General features: G+C 61.0%; 16 protein-coding genes. 7 read left to right on the top strand and 9 right to left on the bottom strand.

Going from position 1 to position 16,727, the window contains the following annotated elements; translation table 11 throughout:
* The first annotated feature begins 136 nt into the window (after nucleotides 1-136).
* The 3 genes from ACE04I_RS23995 to ACE04I_RS24005 all read left to right on the top strand — a co-directional run bounded on the left by ACE04I_RS23995 (nucleotide 137) and on the right by ACE04I_RS24005 (nucleotide 1,707).
* Complete coding sequence (locus ACE04I_RS23995; protein WP_046795286.1) at nucleotides 137-355, top strand: helix-turn-helix domain-containing protein; 219 nt, start codon at nucleotides 137-139, stop codon at nucleotides 353-355.
* Between the two features lie 174 nt (nucleotides 356-529).
* On the top strand, nucleotides 530-772 hold the full coding sequence (locus tag ACE04I_RS24000) for a hypothetical protein (RefSeq protein ID WP_046795554.1): 243 nt from the start codon (nucleotides 530-532) through the stop codon (nucleotides 770-772).
* 122 nt (nucleotides 773-894) lie between these two features.
* Nucleotides 895-1,707: an enoyl-CoA hydratase/isomerase family protein gene (locus ACE04I_RS24005; protein WP_052760434.1), complete on the top strand. Its 813-nt coding sequence runs from the start codon at nucleotides 895-897 to the stop codon at nucleotides 1,705-1,707.
* On the opposite strand, the gene ACE04I_RS24010 is transcribed toward ACE04I_RS24005, so the two are convergent.
* The 5 genes from ACE04I_RS24010 to cyoA are packed head-to-tail and all read right to left on the bottom strand — an operon-like array spanning nucleotide 1,704 to nucleotide 6,721.
* Nucleotides 1,704-2,423 (bottom strand): SURF1 family protein, encoded by a 720-nt coding sequence (locus tag ACE04I_RS24010; RefSeq protein WP_052760446.1) that lies wholly within the window; start codon nucleotides 2,421-2,423, stop codon nucleotides 1,704-1,706. The genes ACE04I_RS24005 and ACE04I_RS24010 overlap by 4 nt on opposite strands.
* Before the next feature lie 48 nt (nucleotides 2,424-2,471).
* Entirely contained in the window at nucleotides 2,472-2,879 is a 408-nt protein-coding gene (gene cyoD, locus ACE04I_RS24015) for a cytochrome o ubiquinol oxidase subunit IV (RefSeq protein ID WP_046795284.1), read from the bottom strand.
* Complete coding sequence (cyoC, locus tag ACE04I_RS24020; RefSeq protein ID WP_046795283.1) at nucleotides 2,876-3,499, bottom strand: cytochrome o ubiquinol oxidase subunit III; 624 nt, start codon at nucleotides 3,497-3,499, stop codon at nucleotides 2,876-2,878. The genes cyoD and cyoC overlap by 4 nt, the downstream gene beginning before the upstream one ends.
* 4 nt (nucleotides 3,500-3,503) lie before the next feature.
* Nucleotides 3,504-5,507, bottom strand: coding sequence for a cytochrome o ubiquinol oxidase subunit I (cyoB, locus tag ACE04I_RS24025; protein ID WP_137326507.1), 2,004 nt, complete (start codon nucleotides 5,505-5,507; stop codon nucleotides 3,504-3,506).
* Between the two features lie 29 nt (nucleotides 5,508-5,536).
* Nucleotides 5,537-6,721, bottom strand: coding sequence for a ubiquinol oxidase subunit II (gene cyoA, locus ACE04I_RS24030; RefSeq protein ID WP_046795281.1), 1,185 nt, complete (start codon nucleotides 6,719-6,721; stop codon nucleotides 5,537-5,539).
* A gap of 311 nt (nucleotides 6,722-7,032) precedes the next feature.
* On the opposite strand from cyoA, the gene ACE04I_RS24035 reads away from it, so the two are divergent.
* Together ACE04I_RS24035 and ACE04I_RS24040 are read left to right on the top strand one after the other, a co-directional pair.
* Nucleotides 7,033-8,391, top strand: a complete 1,359-nt coding sequence (locus ACE04I_RS24035; RefSeq protein WP_046795280.1) for an MFS transporter — start codon at nucleotides 7,033-7,035, stop codon at nucleotides 8,389-8,391.
* Between the two features lie 333 nt (nucleotides 8,392-8,724).
* Nucleotides 8,725-9,804 carry a siderophore-interacting protein gene (locus tag ACE04I_RS24040; protein WP_487207657.1) on the top strand — a complete coding sequence of 360 codons (1,080 nt, stop codon included), beginning with the start codon at nucleotides 8,725-8,727 and terminating at the stop codon, nucleotides 9,802-9,804.
* A gap of 27 nt (nucleotides 9,805-9,831) precedes the next feature.
* On the opposite strand, the gene ACE04I_RS24045 is transcribed toward ACE04I_RS24040, so the two are convergent.
* The 3 genes from ACE04I_RS24045 to ACE04I_RS24055 form a co-directional block, all read right to left on the bottom strand.
* Nucleotides 9,832-11,064 carry an MFS transporter gene (locus tag ACE04I_RS24045; protein WP_046795277.1) on the bottom strand — a complete coding sequence of 411 codons (1,233 nt, stop codon included), beginning with the start codon at nucleotides 11,062-11,064 and terminating at the stop codon, nucleotides 9,832-9,834.
* An 18-nt stretch (nucleotides 11,065-11,082) separates the two neighbouring features.
* Nucleotides 11,083-13,176, bottom strand: coding sequence for a TonB-dependent siderophore receptor (locus ACE04I_RS24050; RefSeq protein WP_197082528.1), 2,094 nt, complete (start codon nucleotides 13,174-13,176; stop codon nucleotides 11,083-11,085).
* Between the two features lie 244 nt (nucleotides 13,177-13,420).
* Nucleotides 13,421-13,612 carry a DUF2735 domain-containing protein gene (locus ACE04I_RS24055; protein ID WP_046795276.1) on the bottom strand — a complete coding sequence of 64 codons (192 nt, stop codon included), beginning with the start codon at nucleotides 13,610-13,612 and terminating at the stop codon, nucleotides 13,421-13,423.
* Nucleotides 13,613-14,026: 414 nt separating this feature from the next.
* Between ACE04I_RS24055 and ACE04I_RS24060 the strand changes: the two genes are divergently transcribed.
* Together ACE04I_RS24060 and ACE04I_RS24065 are read left to right on the top strand one after the other, a co-directional pair.
* On the top strand, nucleotides 14,027-15,067 hold the full coding sequence (locus tag ACE04I_RS24060; protein WP_046795275.1) for a glutamine synthetase beta-grasp domain-containing protein: 1,041 nt from the start codon (nucleotides 14,027-14,029) through the stop codon (nucleotides 15,065-15,067).
* A gap of 238 nt (nucleotides 15,068-15,305) precedes the next feature.
* Complete coding sequence (locus ACE04I_RS24065) at nucleotides 15,306-16,073, top strand: SDR family oxidoreductase (RefSeq protein WP_137326506.1); 768 nt, start codon at nucleotides 15,306-15,308, stop codon at nucleotides 16,071-16,073.
* Here ACE04I_RS24065 and ACE04I_RS24070 read toward each other — a convergent pair.
* Nucleotides 16,070-16,663, bottom strand: a complete 594-nt coding sequence (locus tag ACE04I_RS24070) for a TetR/AcrR family transcriptional regulator (protein ID WP_046795550.1) — start codon at nucleotides 16,661-16,663, stop codon at nucleotides 16,070-16,072. The two genes, ACE04I_RS24065 and ACE04I_RS24070, sit on opposite strands and share 4 nt — an antisense overlap.
* Between the last annotated feature and the right edge of the window lie 64 nt (nucleotides 16,664-16,727).

Genomic DNA, 16,727 nt, shown 5'->3' on the forward strand with positions numbered 1-16,727 from the left:
ACCCGCTCCTGGGTATTGGCTTGCGGGATCAAACTACCTATCTTTGCCCGGCATCCGGCTCCAAATGCTGCGCTGCATCCTTTGGGCTGATGCCCTTTTTACCGGCCTTCTGGCCGGTTCTCCAAAGGAGTAATCCATGACAATTTCAATGAAGAGTTTTGAGTCCTCGCAGTCAGCTTCCATCGCGAGCATTATCGCCGAAGCCAGGCGGGATGCCGGCTATAGCGTCGAGGATCTGGCTTTGACCTGTGGACTGACTGCCAGTGAAATCGAAGCGATCGAAGAAGGCCGGGATGTGGATCCGGGCCGTCTGAAACGTGTCGCAACGGCGCTCCAATTGCCGTCGGCGCATTAATTTGCCCTTTGAGAGCGGACTGATGCAGCCCGCTCTCGCGTTCCTTCAGTTCAAGCGTTCAGTCGTGGCATGAGTTCCCCCGGATCGGTTTTCACCCATCCGGCTGGAAGCGGTCGGCTGCTGAACTATATGTCCCGGAACACCGTTCATTTCCGTGAAATGAAGGAGTTCCGAATGAGCATGACCTCGGAAAACGTAACGGCGGTACTCGGCCCGGTCGATCGAATGCTGATCGCCGAGATTATCGCGACCGGCGCCACCCCGGCGGAACTTGCCGAAGCCTGGGCATGGATCAACAGCGAAGAAGCGTTGGTGAGCGCGGGGCGCACGAGGCCAAGCGGCAGGGTCGCGCAACTGGTGGATCTGCTTGCTCCCGACGATGACGATCCGGATTTCAATCCGGCCGGCGAGATCTGATCCAGGGGCTATGGACGGTTCCCGAGTTTGGCGTTTCTTGAACAGCACAGGTGCAGGTGTTTACTCCGCCTCCAAAGAATGGCACCCATCTGCCTTGTGAGGACAGGGGGAGGACAGGAAATATGCCCGACAGGATGCCTCAGCAGAGTGTCACTCCGCCGCAAGGCGGAGATGTTCTGGTCGAAACCTTGGAAACAGGTGCGGCGGCCATCTGGCTGAATCGGCCGGGACGGCTCAATGCGCTGGGCTCCGACATGGTTGTGGCGTTGACCGAGGCGGTGAACGGCGCGATCGCTGCCGGCGCGAGCGCCATCGTTCTTCGCGGCAAGGGGCGCGGCTTCTGCGCCGGCGCGGACCTCAAGGAACGGCAGGGCATGGACGCGGCGGGGCGTTACCAGCACAATCGCGCGATCAATGCAGCGGTCAACGCGCTTGCAGCGGCGCCGGTGCCGACTGTCGCAGCCATTAATGGCGCGGCGCTCGGCGGCGGCCTCGAACTTGCGCTCGCCTGCGATATCCGGATTGCGGCGGAAGGCGCTTCGCTTGGTCTCACGGAATCGCGGCTCGGCGCTATCCCCGGTGCTGGCGGCACCCAACGCCTGCCGCGACTGATCGGCATCTCCCGCGCCCTCGACATGATGTATACGGGTGAGCCGATATCGGCCCGGAGGGCCTATGAGATTGGGCTTGTGAACGCCTGCATTCCTGACGAGGAACTGGACAAGGCGGTCGCCGATTACATGGCTCTTCTCGGGTCCCGTTCGGCGGCGACGGCGCGCGTTCTGAAGCAGGTCGTCCACGAAGGTCATGCGCTTCCGCTCGCGGACGGATTGGAGCGGGAGCGGCAGGCGCTTGGCGCGATCTTCGGATCGGACGATTATGCGGAGGGCCTTGCGGCCTTCGCCGAGAAGCGGCCGCCCAGGTTTTCGCGTTAGTGATCCCGAGACCGCCGGAGAACATAAATTCCGGCGGCTGCCGACATGACTGCCAGAATATACCAGGTGAATATATAGACCAGGTGGCTGTTTCGGAAGCGTACGACCGTCAGGCCGCCCACCGGAAAGCCGCCGGGATTGGGCGTGGCGTCGGCATCGATGAAATAGGGCGCGATATTCGAAATGCCCTTGTGGGCTGCGATGGCTGCGACGTCGCGCGAATACCAGCGATCATTGGCCGGATCGTTGCCGCGCAGGAAACCGCCCCCCGGTTCGGTCATGCGCAGGAGGCCGATAACGTTTGCGGTGCCCTCGGCTTGTCCAGCGGCGCGGGATGCCGGATCGCGGCGGTCGCCGGGCACGAAGCCGCGATTGATGAGAATGGCCGTGCCGTCAGCCAGCTCGAGCGGGGTCAAGACCCAGTAGCCCGGCCCAAGTTCGGTCACCGCCTGAACCAGCGTTTCCAGGTCGTGCCGGAAACGACCGCTCACCGCCACACGTAGATATTCGTGGTCCTGGACGTTGACCGAAGCCCATTGCGCTGGAGCTGGCGGCGCTTGCGGCCCGGCATTTATCCGGCTTTCCACCCGCTCGATGAGATCAAGCTTCCAGAAAAGCCGCTGTACCTGCCATGTGCCGAGCGCGACGAAGACGATCGTCAGCAGCGCCATGACGCCGACGAGCGTCAGGCGGGCCCGGCGCGAACGGCCGGGCATTGTTTCGTCGGAAGGCAGGGACATGGGGAGCCGCAAGCGAGATGAGCGTCAGGGCATATTCTTCATCATCTCGGGCGACATGGGCATCATGTTCGTGTTGAGATGATGCATGACCCAGAGCGAACCGGCCAGGGTGATCGCCACGAGCACGAGGGTGAAGATCAGCGCCATCATCGTCCAGCCGCCTTCGGAACGCGGGTTCATGTGCAGGAAGCAGACCATGTGCACGACGATCTGAACCACACCGAGACCCATGATGAAGAAGGCCGTCAGCAGCTTGCTTTCCAGCACGTCGCCCATAACCAGCCAGAAGGGGATCGCGGTCAGGATGGCCGCGAGGACGAAGCCGGTGACATAGCCTTTGAAGGTGCCATGTCCGGCGCCATGGCCATGGCTATGGCCATGATGGGTCGCCGCGGCATCTTCATGAACAGGAGCGTGGGTTTGGGGTGTCATCCGAGAACTCCCATCAGATAAACGAAGGAAAAGACGCCGATCCAGATCACGTCTAGGAAGTGCCAGAACATCGAGAGGCACATCAGCCGGCGACGGTTCTCCTCGATCAGCCCGTGCATGGAGACCTGAACCATCAGCGTCACCAGCCAGATGATGCCGAAGGTCACGTGCAGGCCGTGGGTGCCGACGAGCGTGAAGAAGGAGGAAAGGAAGGCGCTGCGCATCGGGCCGGCGCCTTCATGGATCAGGTGGTAGAACTCGTAGAGCTCGATCGCAAGAAAGGCCAAGCCGAACAGGCCGGTGATGGCGAGCCAAGCGAGCGTTGCGCCCTTCCTGTTCTTCTCCATTTCCAGCATGGCGAAGCCATAAGTGATGGAGGAGAAAAGGAGCATTGCCGTGTTGATCGCCACGAGCGGCAGGTCGAACAGATCGGCGGGGGAGGGGCCGGCCGCATAGGAGCGGCCGAGAACCCCGTGGGTCGCGAAAAGCACGGCGAAGATCAGGCAGTCGCTCATCAGGTAGAGCCAGAAGCCCAGGAGGGTGCTGCCCTCCGGATGATGCTCCTCCTCGGTCAGATAGAACTGCCGTTCTTCCTGTTCGTTGATTGTGGTTTCACTCATCGTATCACGCCTGTTCCGCGAGCTGCCTGGAGCGGGCTTCTTCCGTCTTTTCAACGGTTTCGGCCGGTATGTAGTAGTCACGCTTGTAGTTGAAGGTATGGCCAATCGTCACGGCCAGCATGGCGACGAAGGACAGGGCAGCCAGCCACCACATGTACCAGATCATGCCGAAGGCGAAGGCGACGCTGAGTGCGGCCAGGATGACGCCCGTGCCGGTATTCTTCGGCATGTGGATCGGCTTGAAGCCGGTCATCGGGCGGGAATAGCCGAGCTTCTTCATGTCGTACCAGGAGTCGTGGTCATGGACGACCGGCGTGAAGGCGAAGTTGTATTCCGGCGGGGGAGAGGACGTGGACCATTCCAGGGTACGCGCGTCCCAGGGATCGCCGGTGGTGTCGCGCAGTTCCTCGCGCTTCATGAAGCTCACGACGAGCTGGATGAGGAAGCAGGCGATGCCGCAGGCGATCAGCACCGCGCCACAGGCGGCGATGATGAACCAGATCTGCAGCGACGGGTCCTCGAACTGGCTGACGCGGCGGGTTACGCCCATCAGACCGAGCACGTAGAGCGGCATGAAGGCGACATAGAAGCCGATGAACCAGAACCAGAAGGAGAGCTTGCCCCAGAACGGATCGAGCTTGTAGCCGAAAGCCTTCGGGAACCAGTAGACCAGGCCTGCCATCAGCCCGAAGACCACGCCACCGATGATCACGTTATGGAAGTGGGCGATCAGGAAGAGCGAGTTGTGCAGCACGAAGTCGGCCGGAGGCACGGCCAGCATGACGCCGGTCATGCCGCCGATGACGAATGTTATCATGAAGCCGACGGTCCACAGCATGGGCACTTCGTAGCGGATGCGGCCGCGATACATGGTGAACAGCCAGTTGAATATCTTGGCTCCAGTCGGGATCGAGATGATCATCGTGGTAATGCCGAAGAAGGCGTTCACGCTGGCGCCCGAACCCATGGTGAAGAAGTGGTGCAGCCAGACGATATAAGAAAGGATGACGATGACGACCGTGGCGTAGACCATCGAGGCATAGCCGAAGAGGCGCTTGCCGGAGAAGGTCGCCACCACTTCGGAGAAGATGCCGAAGGCCGGCAGGATGAGGATGTAGACCTCCGGATGACCCCAGATCCAGATGAGGTTGACGTACATCATCGGATTGCCGCCGAGGTCGTTGGTGAAGAAGTTGGTGCCGACGTAGCGGTCGAGCGTCAGAAGCGCGAGAGTGGCGGTCAGAATCGGGAAGCTTGCGACGATCAGGACGTTGGTGCAGAGCGATGTCCAGGTGAACATCGGCATCTTCATCATGGTCATACCCGGCGCGCGCATCTTCACGATGGTCGCGATCAGGTTGATGCCCGATAGCGTCGTGCCTATGCCGGCGACCTGGAGCCCCCAGATATAATAGTCCACACCAACGCCGGGACTGTAATCGGCCCCCGAAAGCGGCGGGTAGGCGAGCCAGCCGGTGCGTGCGAACTCCCCGACAAAAAGCGAGATCATGATAATCACCGCGCCTGCCGTCGTCATCCAGAACGAGAAGTTGTTGAGGAAGGGGAAGGAGACGTCGCGCGCGCCGATCTGCAGCGGCACCACGAAGTTCATGATGCCCGTCACGAAGGGCATGGCCATGAAGAAGATCATGATCACGCCGTGAGCGGTGAAGATCTGGTCGTAATGGTGAGGGTTGAGATAGCCTTCATTGCCGTTGAAGGCGATCGCCTGCTGGGCGCGCATCATGATGGCGTCGGCAAAGCCGCGCAGCAGCATCACGAGCGCCAGGATCACGTACATGATGCCGATCTTCTTGTGATCGATGCTGGTGATCCACTCCTTCCAGAGATAACCCCAGAGACGATAGCGGGTGATCAGCGCCATGAGCGCGATGCCGCCGATCGCCACCACGGCGAAGGTGACCACGAGAATAGGCTCGTGGTAGGGGAAGGACTGTAATGTCAGCCTTCCGAAAATGAACTGCATAAGGTTGGAATCTGCAAACATGGCGTGATCCAATTACATCATCGCCGGCCTTAAGGCTGGCTATTGCTATCGGTGTTGAGTTGGTCCTGCCCGGGGTTCTGGGCATCCGGCGCCTGCGGATCATGGTGTTCGCCATGATTCATCTGCGGTTCGCCCTGAGGCTGCGGGTTGTTTTCGGAACGGGTGTCCACGCCTTCTGCCGGCTCGGGGCTGCGGGCGGGGTTGCCGGTCGCGGGGAAGGTCGCGGCAGTGCCGGCCTCCGCCGAACGGCGGCTGTCGTATTGAAGGCGCTCGCGGTTCTCGTGGCTTTCCCGACCCGCTCCGCCCATGGTGTCGATATGCATCATCTCGTTCATGCACATCTGGCCGGGCTGGGCACACATGTTGAGCACGGCTTCGTAAAGCCCGCTCTCGACACTGGCGTAATAGCGGACCGGTTCGCGCTCGCTCGGCTTTTCGAGCTTCAGGTAGGCATCGCGGTTGAGCATGGTTCCCTGGCTCTTCACGCGGGCGACCCATTCGTCGAAACCGGCTTGATCGAAGGAGTGCAGCTTGAAGCGCATATGCGAGAAGCCGTCCCCGCTGTAGTTGGCGGAGAAGCCGTCGAACTGGCCTTCGCGGTTCATGACGGCATGGAGGCGCGTCTGCATGCCCGGCATGGCGTAGATCATGCCAGCCATGGCGGGGACATAGAAGGAGTTCATCACGGACGAGGAGGTGATCTTGAAATTGACCGGTACATCGACCGGCGTTGCCATCTCGTTCACGGTGGCTATTCCGTAGTCGGGATAGAAGAATAGCCATTTCCAGTCGAGCGCCACGACCTCCACCGTGATAGGCTTGGTATCGGCGGGAACCGGGCGTTCCGCATCCAGCCGATCCAGCGGCCGATACGGATCGAGCTTGTGAGTGCTGATCCAGGTCACCGCGCCCAACGCGATGATGATCGCGAGCGGCGCGGACCAGATGACGACTTCCAGGCGAGTGGAATGGTGCCAATCGGGATCATATTTCGCACTCTTGTTCGATTGGCGGTAATGCCAGGCGAAATAGAGGGTGAGGGCGATCACCGGCACGATGATCAGCAGCATCAATACCGTGGCGATGATGATCAGGTTCGCCTGCTGGGAGGCGATGTCGCCCGACGGCGACATGACGACCATGTCGCAGCCGGTCAGGGCTAAAAGGAACAGGAGTGCAGAAAGGCGTGCGGCCGTTTTGAACAAACGTGGCATCTGGAGCTCGAAATTTGCGTTTCGTCTACTTGGCACTAGCGAGGCAATGTCGGAGCTGGAATGAGGTCGTTCGTCGCACTGCAGCAATCTGTCGCGCCGCAATATACGAGCGTCCAGGTTTTTCAAGTGTGCCGCACCACCGAAGCGCGTGTGCCCACTTCCCGCTCTAGCGGCATGATCTAGGACGAAAGATGAAGACGACCAGTGGCTTTCTTCGCGTATTAAGCGAGGTTTTTTGCTTCTGATCCTTGATCTCTTCGCGTGTTTGATCAACATCTTGCAGAGGAGGCGAACGCAAGGAGGACGCATTCATGGCCACGGCCACCAATCCTACGTCTACTTCGATGGAAAGGGATGCGCGCCGCATCCACGACGACAAGCCGGTTTCGCCCGCCAATATCGCCATCGGCGTGGTCATCGGTCGCATGTCGGAATTCTTCGATTTCTTCGTTTACGGCCTTGCCTCGATTCTCGTCTTTCCGCGACTCGTCTTCCCCTTCGTGCAGGATCCGGTCAGCGCCACTCTCTGCTCCTTCGCTGTTTTCTCGCTCGCCTTCATGGCAAGACCGGTCGGTTCGCTGGTTTTCATGTGGATAGACCGCACCTATGGACGGGGTACGAAACTCACCATCGCGCTTCTCATTCTGGGCGGATCGACCGCCTCGATCGCCTTCCTGCCGGGCTATGAAAGCATCGGCCTCTGGTCGGTCGCGCTGCTGTCGCTGTTCCGCCTGGGGCAGGGATTTGCGCTCGGCGGAGCGTGGGACGGCCTTGCATCCCTGCTTTCGCTCAACGCTCCGAAGAACCGCCGCGGCTGGTATGCCATGGTGCCCCAGCTTGGCGCGCCCTTCGGCTTTGCCCTTGCAAGCGTGCTGTTCGGTTATTTCGTGGCGAATCTCTCCGACGCGGATTTCCTGAGCTGGGGCTGGCGTTACCCGTTCTTCGTGGCGTTCGCGATCAATGTCGTGGCGCTGTTCGCACGTCTGCGAATCGTCGCGACCCGCGAATTCGGCGAGCTTCTGGACGCCAACGAGCTCCAGCCGCAGCCGGTCTTCCGGATGTTGAGACTGCATGGACGCGATGTTCTGCTCGGCGCGTTCGTGCCGCTGGCGAGCTTCGCCATGTTCCATCTCGTGACGATCTTCCCCTTGAGCTGGGTCACGCTTTACGGGGGGCAGTCTCCCGCCCAGTTCCTGGTGGTTCAGGTCTTCGGCGCCATCGTCGGTGTCGGCACGATTATCATCTCCGGACTGCTTGCCGACCGAATCGGCCGCCGCAGCCAGTTGATGATCGGCGCGATCATCATCGCGATCTTCAGCTTCTCCGCTCCTTTCCTGCTCGACGCGGGAAGGATTGGTCAGAATGCCTTCATCCTTATCGGGTTTGCCATTCTCGGCCTCTCCTTCGGTCAGGCTTCGGGCTCTGTTTCCTTCCGGTTCAGCCAGACCTACCGCTATACCGGCGCGGCGCTGACTTCCGACCTAGCCTGGCTCATCGGCGCGGGGTTCGCGCCGCTGGTCGCGCTGGGGCTTGCCAGCAATTTCGGCATCATCTTCATCGGCGGCTACCTGATTTCGGGAGCGATCTGCACGATCGTCGCGCTCACGCTCAGCCGCGCGCTCGACCAGGGCGACGATTCGGCCGCCCCTGTCGCCGCCGGCCGGAGGTGATGGAGGGGCGAGGCGGCTACTACGGTTCGCCGGGCGTGAACCCGATGATGTAGATGGCCGCCAGGATGACCGCGATCACGAAAATGGTGACCACGAAGGCTGTCATGCCGCGTCTGGCCTGGGGATTGTCCTTGCTCATGACTTGGTAATGCCAGCCGAGCTGCCGGGTTCCGTCCTGTCGTTCAAGTGAGATTCCGATTTTTTGCCGATAGAGCATCGCTATGGCAAAGATCGCGGTTGCGAACCGGGGTGAAAACTTGTTAATTCCACTCCGCTTTAAGGCGTGCGCCAAGGCAGCACCCTGAAGCTGAAGAGGAAGCCGGATTTCGCCCCATGAACGAACTTATCGCCGAGACCCTGATCGAGCACGACGATGTCGCGACCGCCGCGACGAGGATGCACCAGGACCATGAAGACTTTCTGGTTCCGACCGGGGAGGCGAACAGGTGGCGGTTCCGCATGTACTACGGCTCGGTTTCGATGGAGCTCAGCGAACGGCGGCTGAAGGTGCAGGTGTTCGCACAGGACGAGACCTGCCTCTCCTATATGAAGATGGATGTCGCCGGCCATATGCAGGAATATCTCGGCTCCACCGAGGGGCTGCGCTGGTCGGGTGATGGCGATACTTCGGAAGTGCCGGTCTTTTTCCGTGAGATGAAGCTGGTTTCTTCCGAGCGCATTTCCCCGCATATGCAGCGGCTGCGTTTCCGCGCCAACAACATCGCGCGTTTCGCGGTCGGCGGACTGCATGTGCGGCTTCTGATACCGCCGAGGGAGCGCAAGCCGGTCTGGCCGGTGATCGGCAGCGACGGCCTGCTCAACTGGCCGCAAGGCGAGGATGCGCTGACGGTGCGGGTCTATACGATCCGGGCGATCGACGTGGAACGCGGGCTGATCGACATCGATTTCGTTCTGCACCCCGATCTTGCGACGCCGGCCGCGCTATTTGCGCAGACTGCACAGCCGGGCGACGTGATTGGCATGATCGGTCCCGGCGGGGACCACATTCCCGAAGCGGAGACCCTGATGCTGGTCGGCGACGATACCGCGCTGCCGGCGATTTCGCGTATTCTCGACAGCTTGCCGGCGAACCGGCGCGCCGAGGTTCTGCTCGAGGTGGACAGCCCGGAGGACGTGCTGGCGTTCGATTTCCCGAATGTTTCGATACGCTGGCTCTTTCGCGCGGGACGTCCGGCCGGCACCACGGCCCTGCTGTCGGACGCCCTGCGGAAGATCGATCCCTCGACGCTGCCGGAAGACATTTACGTGTGGGCGGGCTGCGAGTTTTCCGATTTCAAGGAGATCAGGAAAATCGTCCGCAAGGAATGGGGTGTCCCTAAGGAGCGGCAGCTCGTCGTCGCCTACTGGCGTCGGGGCGCCGAGGGCGATGAAGCCCGCAAGGAGGCCGCGTAAGTTACGCGACCCTAGAGCTGTTTCCATTTAACCCTGAACCGCTCCTGCCACATCGGCGGTAGCGCTTTCCGATTTCGCCGTTAGCGCAATTGCCGGTGCGGCGATGATGGCGAGAAGGCATGCGCCGGCGAAAAAGACGCCGTAGCCGAAGGCATTGGCGACCTGCCCGGCCACCACTCCGCCAGCAAGGCTGACGAGCGCATCCATGCATTGGAAGAGCGTGAAATCGACGCCGGCCTGACGCGGGTCCGACCAGCGCATGAACTGGGCGTAGAGAGCGACGAAGCCGAAAGCCATGACGCCTGACGAACTGCCGATCGCTGCCACGACGAGCAGGCTTTCCGGCAAGGCCCGCGTCCAGGCGCCGTAGCAGAAGAGGGCCAAAAATAGCGCCTGCAGGAAAAGGGAGGTGACGAGAATGGTCCGTACACCCCAGATCCTGACGCAAAGTCCGCCGAGCAGGGCGGCGGCGAGCCCGACGAATATGCTGCCGAGCCCGTTCAAGAGTCCGATCGTCGCGACGTCGAAGCCCGAATCGACGAGGAACGGGCCGATCATGCCGAGCGAGGTCTTCTGCGCGGTTACGAAGATGGCGGAGACGAGGAGCCCCCGGCGGAGTTCCGGCCGTTTGAGGGCCGCTGCGAGCGAGGGCACGTGCTCCCGCTTTTCCTCAGGCAGGTTGCGGGCCGCTCCGAACAGGAAGGGCAGGCCGAGAGCCACGAGAAGTGCTGCCATGGCCCAGGATGCCCATTGCCAGTTGAGCGCGCCGACCAGGTACAGGAAAAGCCCGCCGCCGATCGCCGCACCCAGATAGGCGCCGCCCACCTGGGCGGCATTGCCCCAGCCGTGCTGCGCCTTTGCAAGGGTTTGAACCGCGAAGCCGTCGCAGGCGATGTCCACGGTCGAGGCCGCAAAGGCGACGATCGTCAAGCAGGCGAGCAACGGAAATGCGTTGGCGGGGCTGAGCGTCCCGGTCAGGAGCAGGCCGGCGACGCATATGGCGCCACCGACGGCGACGATGACGGCCGAGCGGTTGCGTCCGTCGAGCGGCAGGCGATACCGTTCGATGAAGGGCGACCACAGGAACTTGAGCGCCCAGGGGAGGGCGATCAGCGAAACGAGGCCGATCTGGTCGAGCGGCACGCCCTGGCTGCGCATGACGGCGGGCAGGCCCGCCCAGGTCACGCCGCCGATGACGCTCTGGGCGATGTAGAGCCCGGCTATGCCGGAGATGACGACAAATGGCGAGGCCGGGTTCATGTTTCACATTCTCCGATATCAGAAGCGGTAACGCAGGCTTCCGAAGACGGTGCGGCCTTCATCCCAGTAGCAAGAACCCGCAGAGCAAATCGCCTTACGCGTATCGAACAGGTTCTTTGCGTTGACCTGCAGCGTCAGGCCTTTGAGATCCGGGTTGCGATAGCCGAAGTCGTAGGAGACCGCCGCATCCACCAGGGCGCGGGCATCGTTCTCGAACGTGTTCTGATCATCCCCGTAGCTCTTGCCGACATAACGGATGCCCGCTCCGAGACCCAAGCCCGCCAGAGGGCCGTCCTGCACCAGATAGTGCCCCCATAGCGAAGCGATATGGTTGGGCGTTGCCGAAAGCTCCTTGCCGACAGTGCCCGCAAGACCCTTGTCGATTTCCATCTGCATGTAGGTGTAGGAGGCGATCAGGCTGAAGCCGTTGTCGAAGGAAGCATTCGCCTCGAATTCGACACCGCGCGAATGCAGGTCGAGCTGGCGCTGGCGCTGATTGCCCGCGTCGTCGAAGGTGCCGTCGTATACGACGCCATCCGTTTGCTTGATGTCGAAGTAGTTCGCGCTGATGACGGCATTGGTATCAGGGATTTCGTATTTCACGCCGAACTCGAACTGGTCGGCGGTTGTCGGCCGTGCGACGCGGCGTTCATTGGTTACGCCGTCATACACGAAGCCAAGGTTGGGCGAGAACGAGGTCGAGTAGTTGGCGTAGGGAATGACACCCCAATCGGTTTTATAGGAAAGGCCGACGCGCCCCGAAAACGCATGGTCGGTATTGTCTATCTCCGTCATCGCGGGCGCCGCGGTGACACTGTGCGAGACGGCCCAGTCCTGTCGTCCGCTCAGGAACAGCGTCCAGTTGTCCCACTCCATCTGATCGTGAAGATAGATGCCATACTGGTCCATCTGCTGGCTTCCGGAGGACGAGAACGGTTGGGTCTTTAGATCGGCGATGGAAGCGTAGGAGATGGCCGACTGCGCGCTGTAATCCCACCAGCTATAATTGAATCCCGCGACCGCCGTATGGCTCACCGGCCCCGTGTCGAATTCGAACTGCGCCATGTTGTCGATGGTGAGACTCTTCAGGTCTTCCTTGTAGTGGCCCCAATAGCGGGTCGGAGGTGCTGGGTAGAAACCGCTATACTGCAGGTCGGCGTCGACGGCGCTGTAACGCACGTTCTGGCGCAGCGTCACGACCTCGTTGAGGCGATGCTCCAGCTCATAGCCTATGCGGCCTTGTCTGGTGGTGAAGTCGTTCCAATCGGGGTCGCCGGTATAGATATCGGAGACTTCGCCCAGAGCCGGGTTATAGTAGAATGCCGTGCCGCCGGTGACGCTGCGGGAAAATTCGCTGAGGAGAGTGAACTTGGTGTCCTCATCCGGCTTCCAGGTGAAGGCCGGCGCGATGTAGCCGGTGTCATCCGAATAGCCGTCGATATGGGTGTCGCTCTTACGGCCAAGCGCGGTGAAGCGATAGAGAAGGGTGCCGTCCTCGTCGGCGGGCCCGGAAACATCGACGCCGCCCTGGAAGCGGCTGTGCTCGCCGACCAGAAGCTCGACTTCCCGGTACTCCTCGTCCTTCGGCCGCTTCGTGACGAGATTGACGATGCCGCCCGGGCCGCTCACTCCATAAAGCGAAGAGGCGGGGCCTTTCAGGACCGTGACGCCTTCAAGGCCATAGGGCTCCGTGCGGAACCAGGCGGAGGGGCCGTTGAACTGCTTCAGCCCGTCGCGGAACATGCCGTTGTAGTAGGCGGGAAAGCCGCGCAGGTAAAATGCGTCGTAACGCGAATCAAAGCCGAAGGTGTTCGGGTTGGCGCCGGCGGTATAGGTGAGTGCTTCGTTCAGCGTGCGCGGCTTCTGATCCTCGATCTGGTCCTGGGTGACGACCGAGACGGCCTGCGGAATCTGCACGATCGGGGTATCGACCTTGGTGCCGATGCGATCAGACTTGGCGACATATCCATCCTGAACGAGGATTTCATTGCTCTCGGCCTGGATGGTGATGGTGTCCAGGACGGTGCCCTCGCCATCCTGGGCACTTGCCCAACCGCATGAAATCGCAGCGATACTTACCGAAAGCAGCCCAAGGCGCATTGTGAACTTCATGGCATTTTCCCCACTGACAATGGGGAGGCCACTCACAAATATGAGTATGTTTGTCAACTATACAGAGGCGCGGAAGGGCGTGTTTGGAGCGAAAACATCTCCGTGTAGCCGAACTGCAACCTTTCACTCTGCGCAAGGGGCACGTCATGGAAGTGCCGGCGCTACGGTGCAGCCGCGGTGTCGTAGGGCGAGGTGATCCCGACCAGGATCAGGCGGTGGATCGATTGAAATGCGCGAAGACCGGTCAGTCGCGGTCCTGCCCTGAATCCTTGATGGCTTCCTCGTGATACCAGCAGCCGCCGAATGCGGCGTCCGAAAAATCCGCCACGGCAGGGTCGATATCGGGTCGGGCTCGTTGAAGGTCCCGATTCTGGCGCAGGCCCTTCAATGGAAACTGATAGATCTTTGCCGAGACGCGTTCGGAATTAGCATTCATCTAAATCCCTCCCATCCATGGGTGGTTCGACGGAATAGAGAGTTAGCACATAATTTGCGCAGTTGCACTCTTTATGACCATTCATTGTCACTATTGCGGGCACTCGGCCCCGCCCAATGAACGGCCCGCTGCCAACGTTTGCGGCAGCGAGGAGTTCCGGCGGCCGAAATTTTCCGTGAAGGCCGGCCGCGCGTCTTGGTGTGCGGCGGACGGGGTGGGAAGCATCCCATCAACTGTTGCGATTGTGCCAATCCGGCGAAGGGAAATGCCTTGAAAGCGGTCATCTGGTTCGTTCGGAAGGCAACTGGCACGCAAAATGCTTCGTCTTGGGCATCCGATGGCGGATCGTGCTTCGGCAGCGGTCTGGCCAGGATGTGTGCTCATCGTTGCAGCATCAGTTATGAGAGAGTTCAAATGACGAAATACAAGCTCGAGTACATCTGGCTCGACGGATACACCCCGACCCCGAACCTTCGCGGCAAGACGCAGGTCAAGGAATTCGAAGCGTTCCCGACGCTCGATCAGCTCCCGCTCTGGGGCTTTGATGGTTCGTCCACGATGCAGGCCGAAGGCCGCTCGTCGGACTGCGTTCTGAAGCCCGTCGCCGTTTACCCGGATCCGGCCCGCACCAATGGCGTTCTCGTCATGTGCGAAGTCATGATGCCGGATGGCGTTACGCCGCATCCGTCCAACAGCCGCGCCACCATTCTCGATGACGAAGACGCCTGGTTCGGCTTCGAGCAGGAATACTTCTTCTACGAAAACGGCCGTCCGCTCGGCTTCCCGGAGCAGGGTTACCCGGCTCCGCAGGGTCCGTATTACTGCGGCGTCGGCTCCTCCAATGTCGGCCCGGTTGCTCGTGAAATCGTCGAAGAGCATCTCGACCTTTGCCTCGCCGCCGGCATCAACCACGAAGGCATCAATGCCGAAGTGGCCAAGGGCCAGTGGGAATTCCAGATTTTCGGCAAGGGCTCCAAGAAAGCCGCCGATCAGATCTGGATGGCACGCTACCTGCTGCAGCGCCTGACCGAAAAGTACGGCATCGACGTCGAATATCACTGCAAGCCGCTCGGCGACACCGACTGGAACGGCTCGGGCATGCACTGCAACTTCTCCACCAAGTTCATGCGCGAAGTCGGCGGCAAGGCCTATTTCGAAGCGCTGATGGCGCAGTTCGAAAAGAACCTGATGGACCACATCAACGTTTACGGCCCGGACAACGACAAGCGCCTGACCGGCAAGCACGAGACGGCTCCGTGGAACAAGTTTTCCTACGGCGTTGCCGACCGTGGTGCCTCGATCCGCGTTCCGCATTCTTTCGTCAAGAACGGCTACAAGGGCTATCTCGAAGATCGCCGCCCGAATTCGCAGGGTTGCCCCTACCAGATCGCTTCCCAGGTTCTGAAGACGATCTCGGAAGTTTCGACCGAAGGCTACGCTTCGGCTGCTGCCTAAGGGCCTAAGGGTTAGATCACGAGCGGCGCGGATCGTTTCCGCGCCGTTTTTTCATGCCTTCCTGATCGGCCCAGACCGGAAGGCTGCGATCGCCGTCAATAAACCGCGCTCGGCTATGCCCATCTGGCTTTATTCCTTCATAGACGAACCGATCGACCCCCATTCGGGCTGGACGTGGCTGGCATGGCCGCTTATGGCTTCGGCATACTTTGTCCGTACATTCGATGGGAGAAATTTGGTGCCGAATTCACTCTTCAGTCTTGAGGGCCGTACGGCTCTCGTGACCGGTTCGTCTCGCGGCCTCGGTCAGGCGATCGCCCGAGGGCTTGCCGAGGCGGGTGCCTCGGTCATCCTCAACGGCGTCAATGCAGAACGGCTGCAGGAAGCCGCTGCCGCGCTTCGCGGAGAAGGTTTTTCCGTTCGCGCCGCCGCCTTCGACGTGACGGACGAAGCCTCGGTCGTGGCGGCTTTCGAGAAGCTCGATGCCGATGGCGTGGAGGTCGATATCCTCGTCAACAATGCGGGCGTCCAGTATCGCAAGCCGATCGTGGAACTCGCAACCGCCGACTGGCAGAGGGTGATCGATACCAATCTCACCAGCGCCTTCATCGTCTCCCGCGAGGCGGCCAAGCGCATGCTGCCGCGCAAGCGGGGCAAGGTTGTGAATATCGGTTCGCTGATGAGCGGGCTCGGCCGTGCGACCGTCGCGCCCTATACGGCAGCGAAGGGCGGCATCAAGACGCTGACGCAGGCCATGGCCGCGGAATGGGCCGAGCACGGTATCCAGGCGAACGCCATCGGACCCGGCTACATGCTGACGGACATGAACCAGGCGCTGATCGACAATCCGCAATTCGATGCCTGGGTGAAGGGCCGCACGCCCTCGCGCCGCTGGGGCAAGCCGGAGGAACTCGTCGGCGCCGCCGTCTTCCTTTCCTCCGACGCCTCCAACTACGTCAACGGCCAGATCATCTATGTCGATGGCGGCATGAGTGCGGTGATCTAGGCCGCGCTGCTGCCGGCCTGCGCCGCGCGGATGAGGGTGGAGGCTGCCTTGCCGGCGGTCTCCATATAGCGGGGATCGCGATGGGTGAGGGCGGCGGCGAAGGCGCCGTCCATGAGCAGCATGACCTGCTGCGCCAGAATTTTTGAATCGGCGTGCGGGATAGGGCCTTCGAGTGTCTCGGCAAGCCAGTCCTCCACACGCTTCTTGTGAACCGTGGCGGCCTTGACCGCCGGATGGCCCGGCATGTCGGCCAGCTCGGCAACGGTGCGAAGAAAGCCGCATCCGCGCCACTTCGTGTGGCGCGCCGTTTGCGCCAGATTGCGAAAGAGGCTTTCCACCTTATCGGCAACCGTTCCCGGACTTTCCTCATACCAACGCTGGAAGAGGGCAAGGTTCGGATGATCCCGCTCCTCGAGATAAGCGGCGATCAGATCGTCCTTGCTCCTGAAATGATAATAGAGCGTGCGCTTCGTCAAATCCGCCTTTTCGGCAATGGCATCCATGCTGACTGCGCGAACGCCGCTCATGTAGAACAGCTTCGCGGCGGTCGCGACGATGCGCTCTCGGGTGTCGGTATCGGTCTTCGCCATGCTCGAAAAGTATACCGACCAATGAATATACACAATGGCGAACTTGCCCTAGCTTTTGTCGGGA

Source organism: Rhizobium moroccans, from assembly GCF_057559155.1.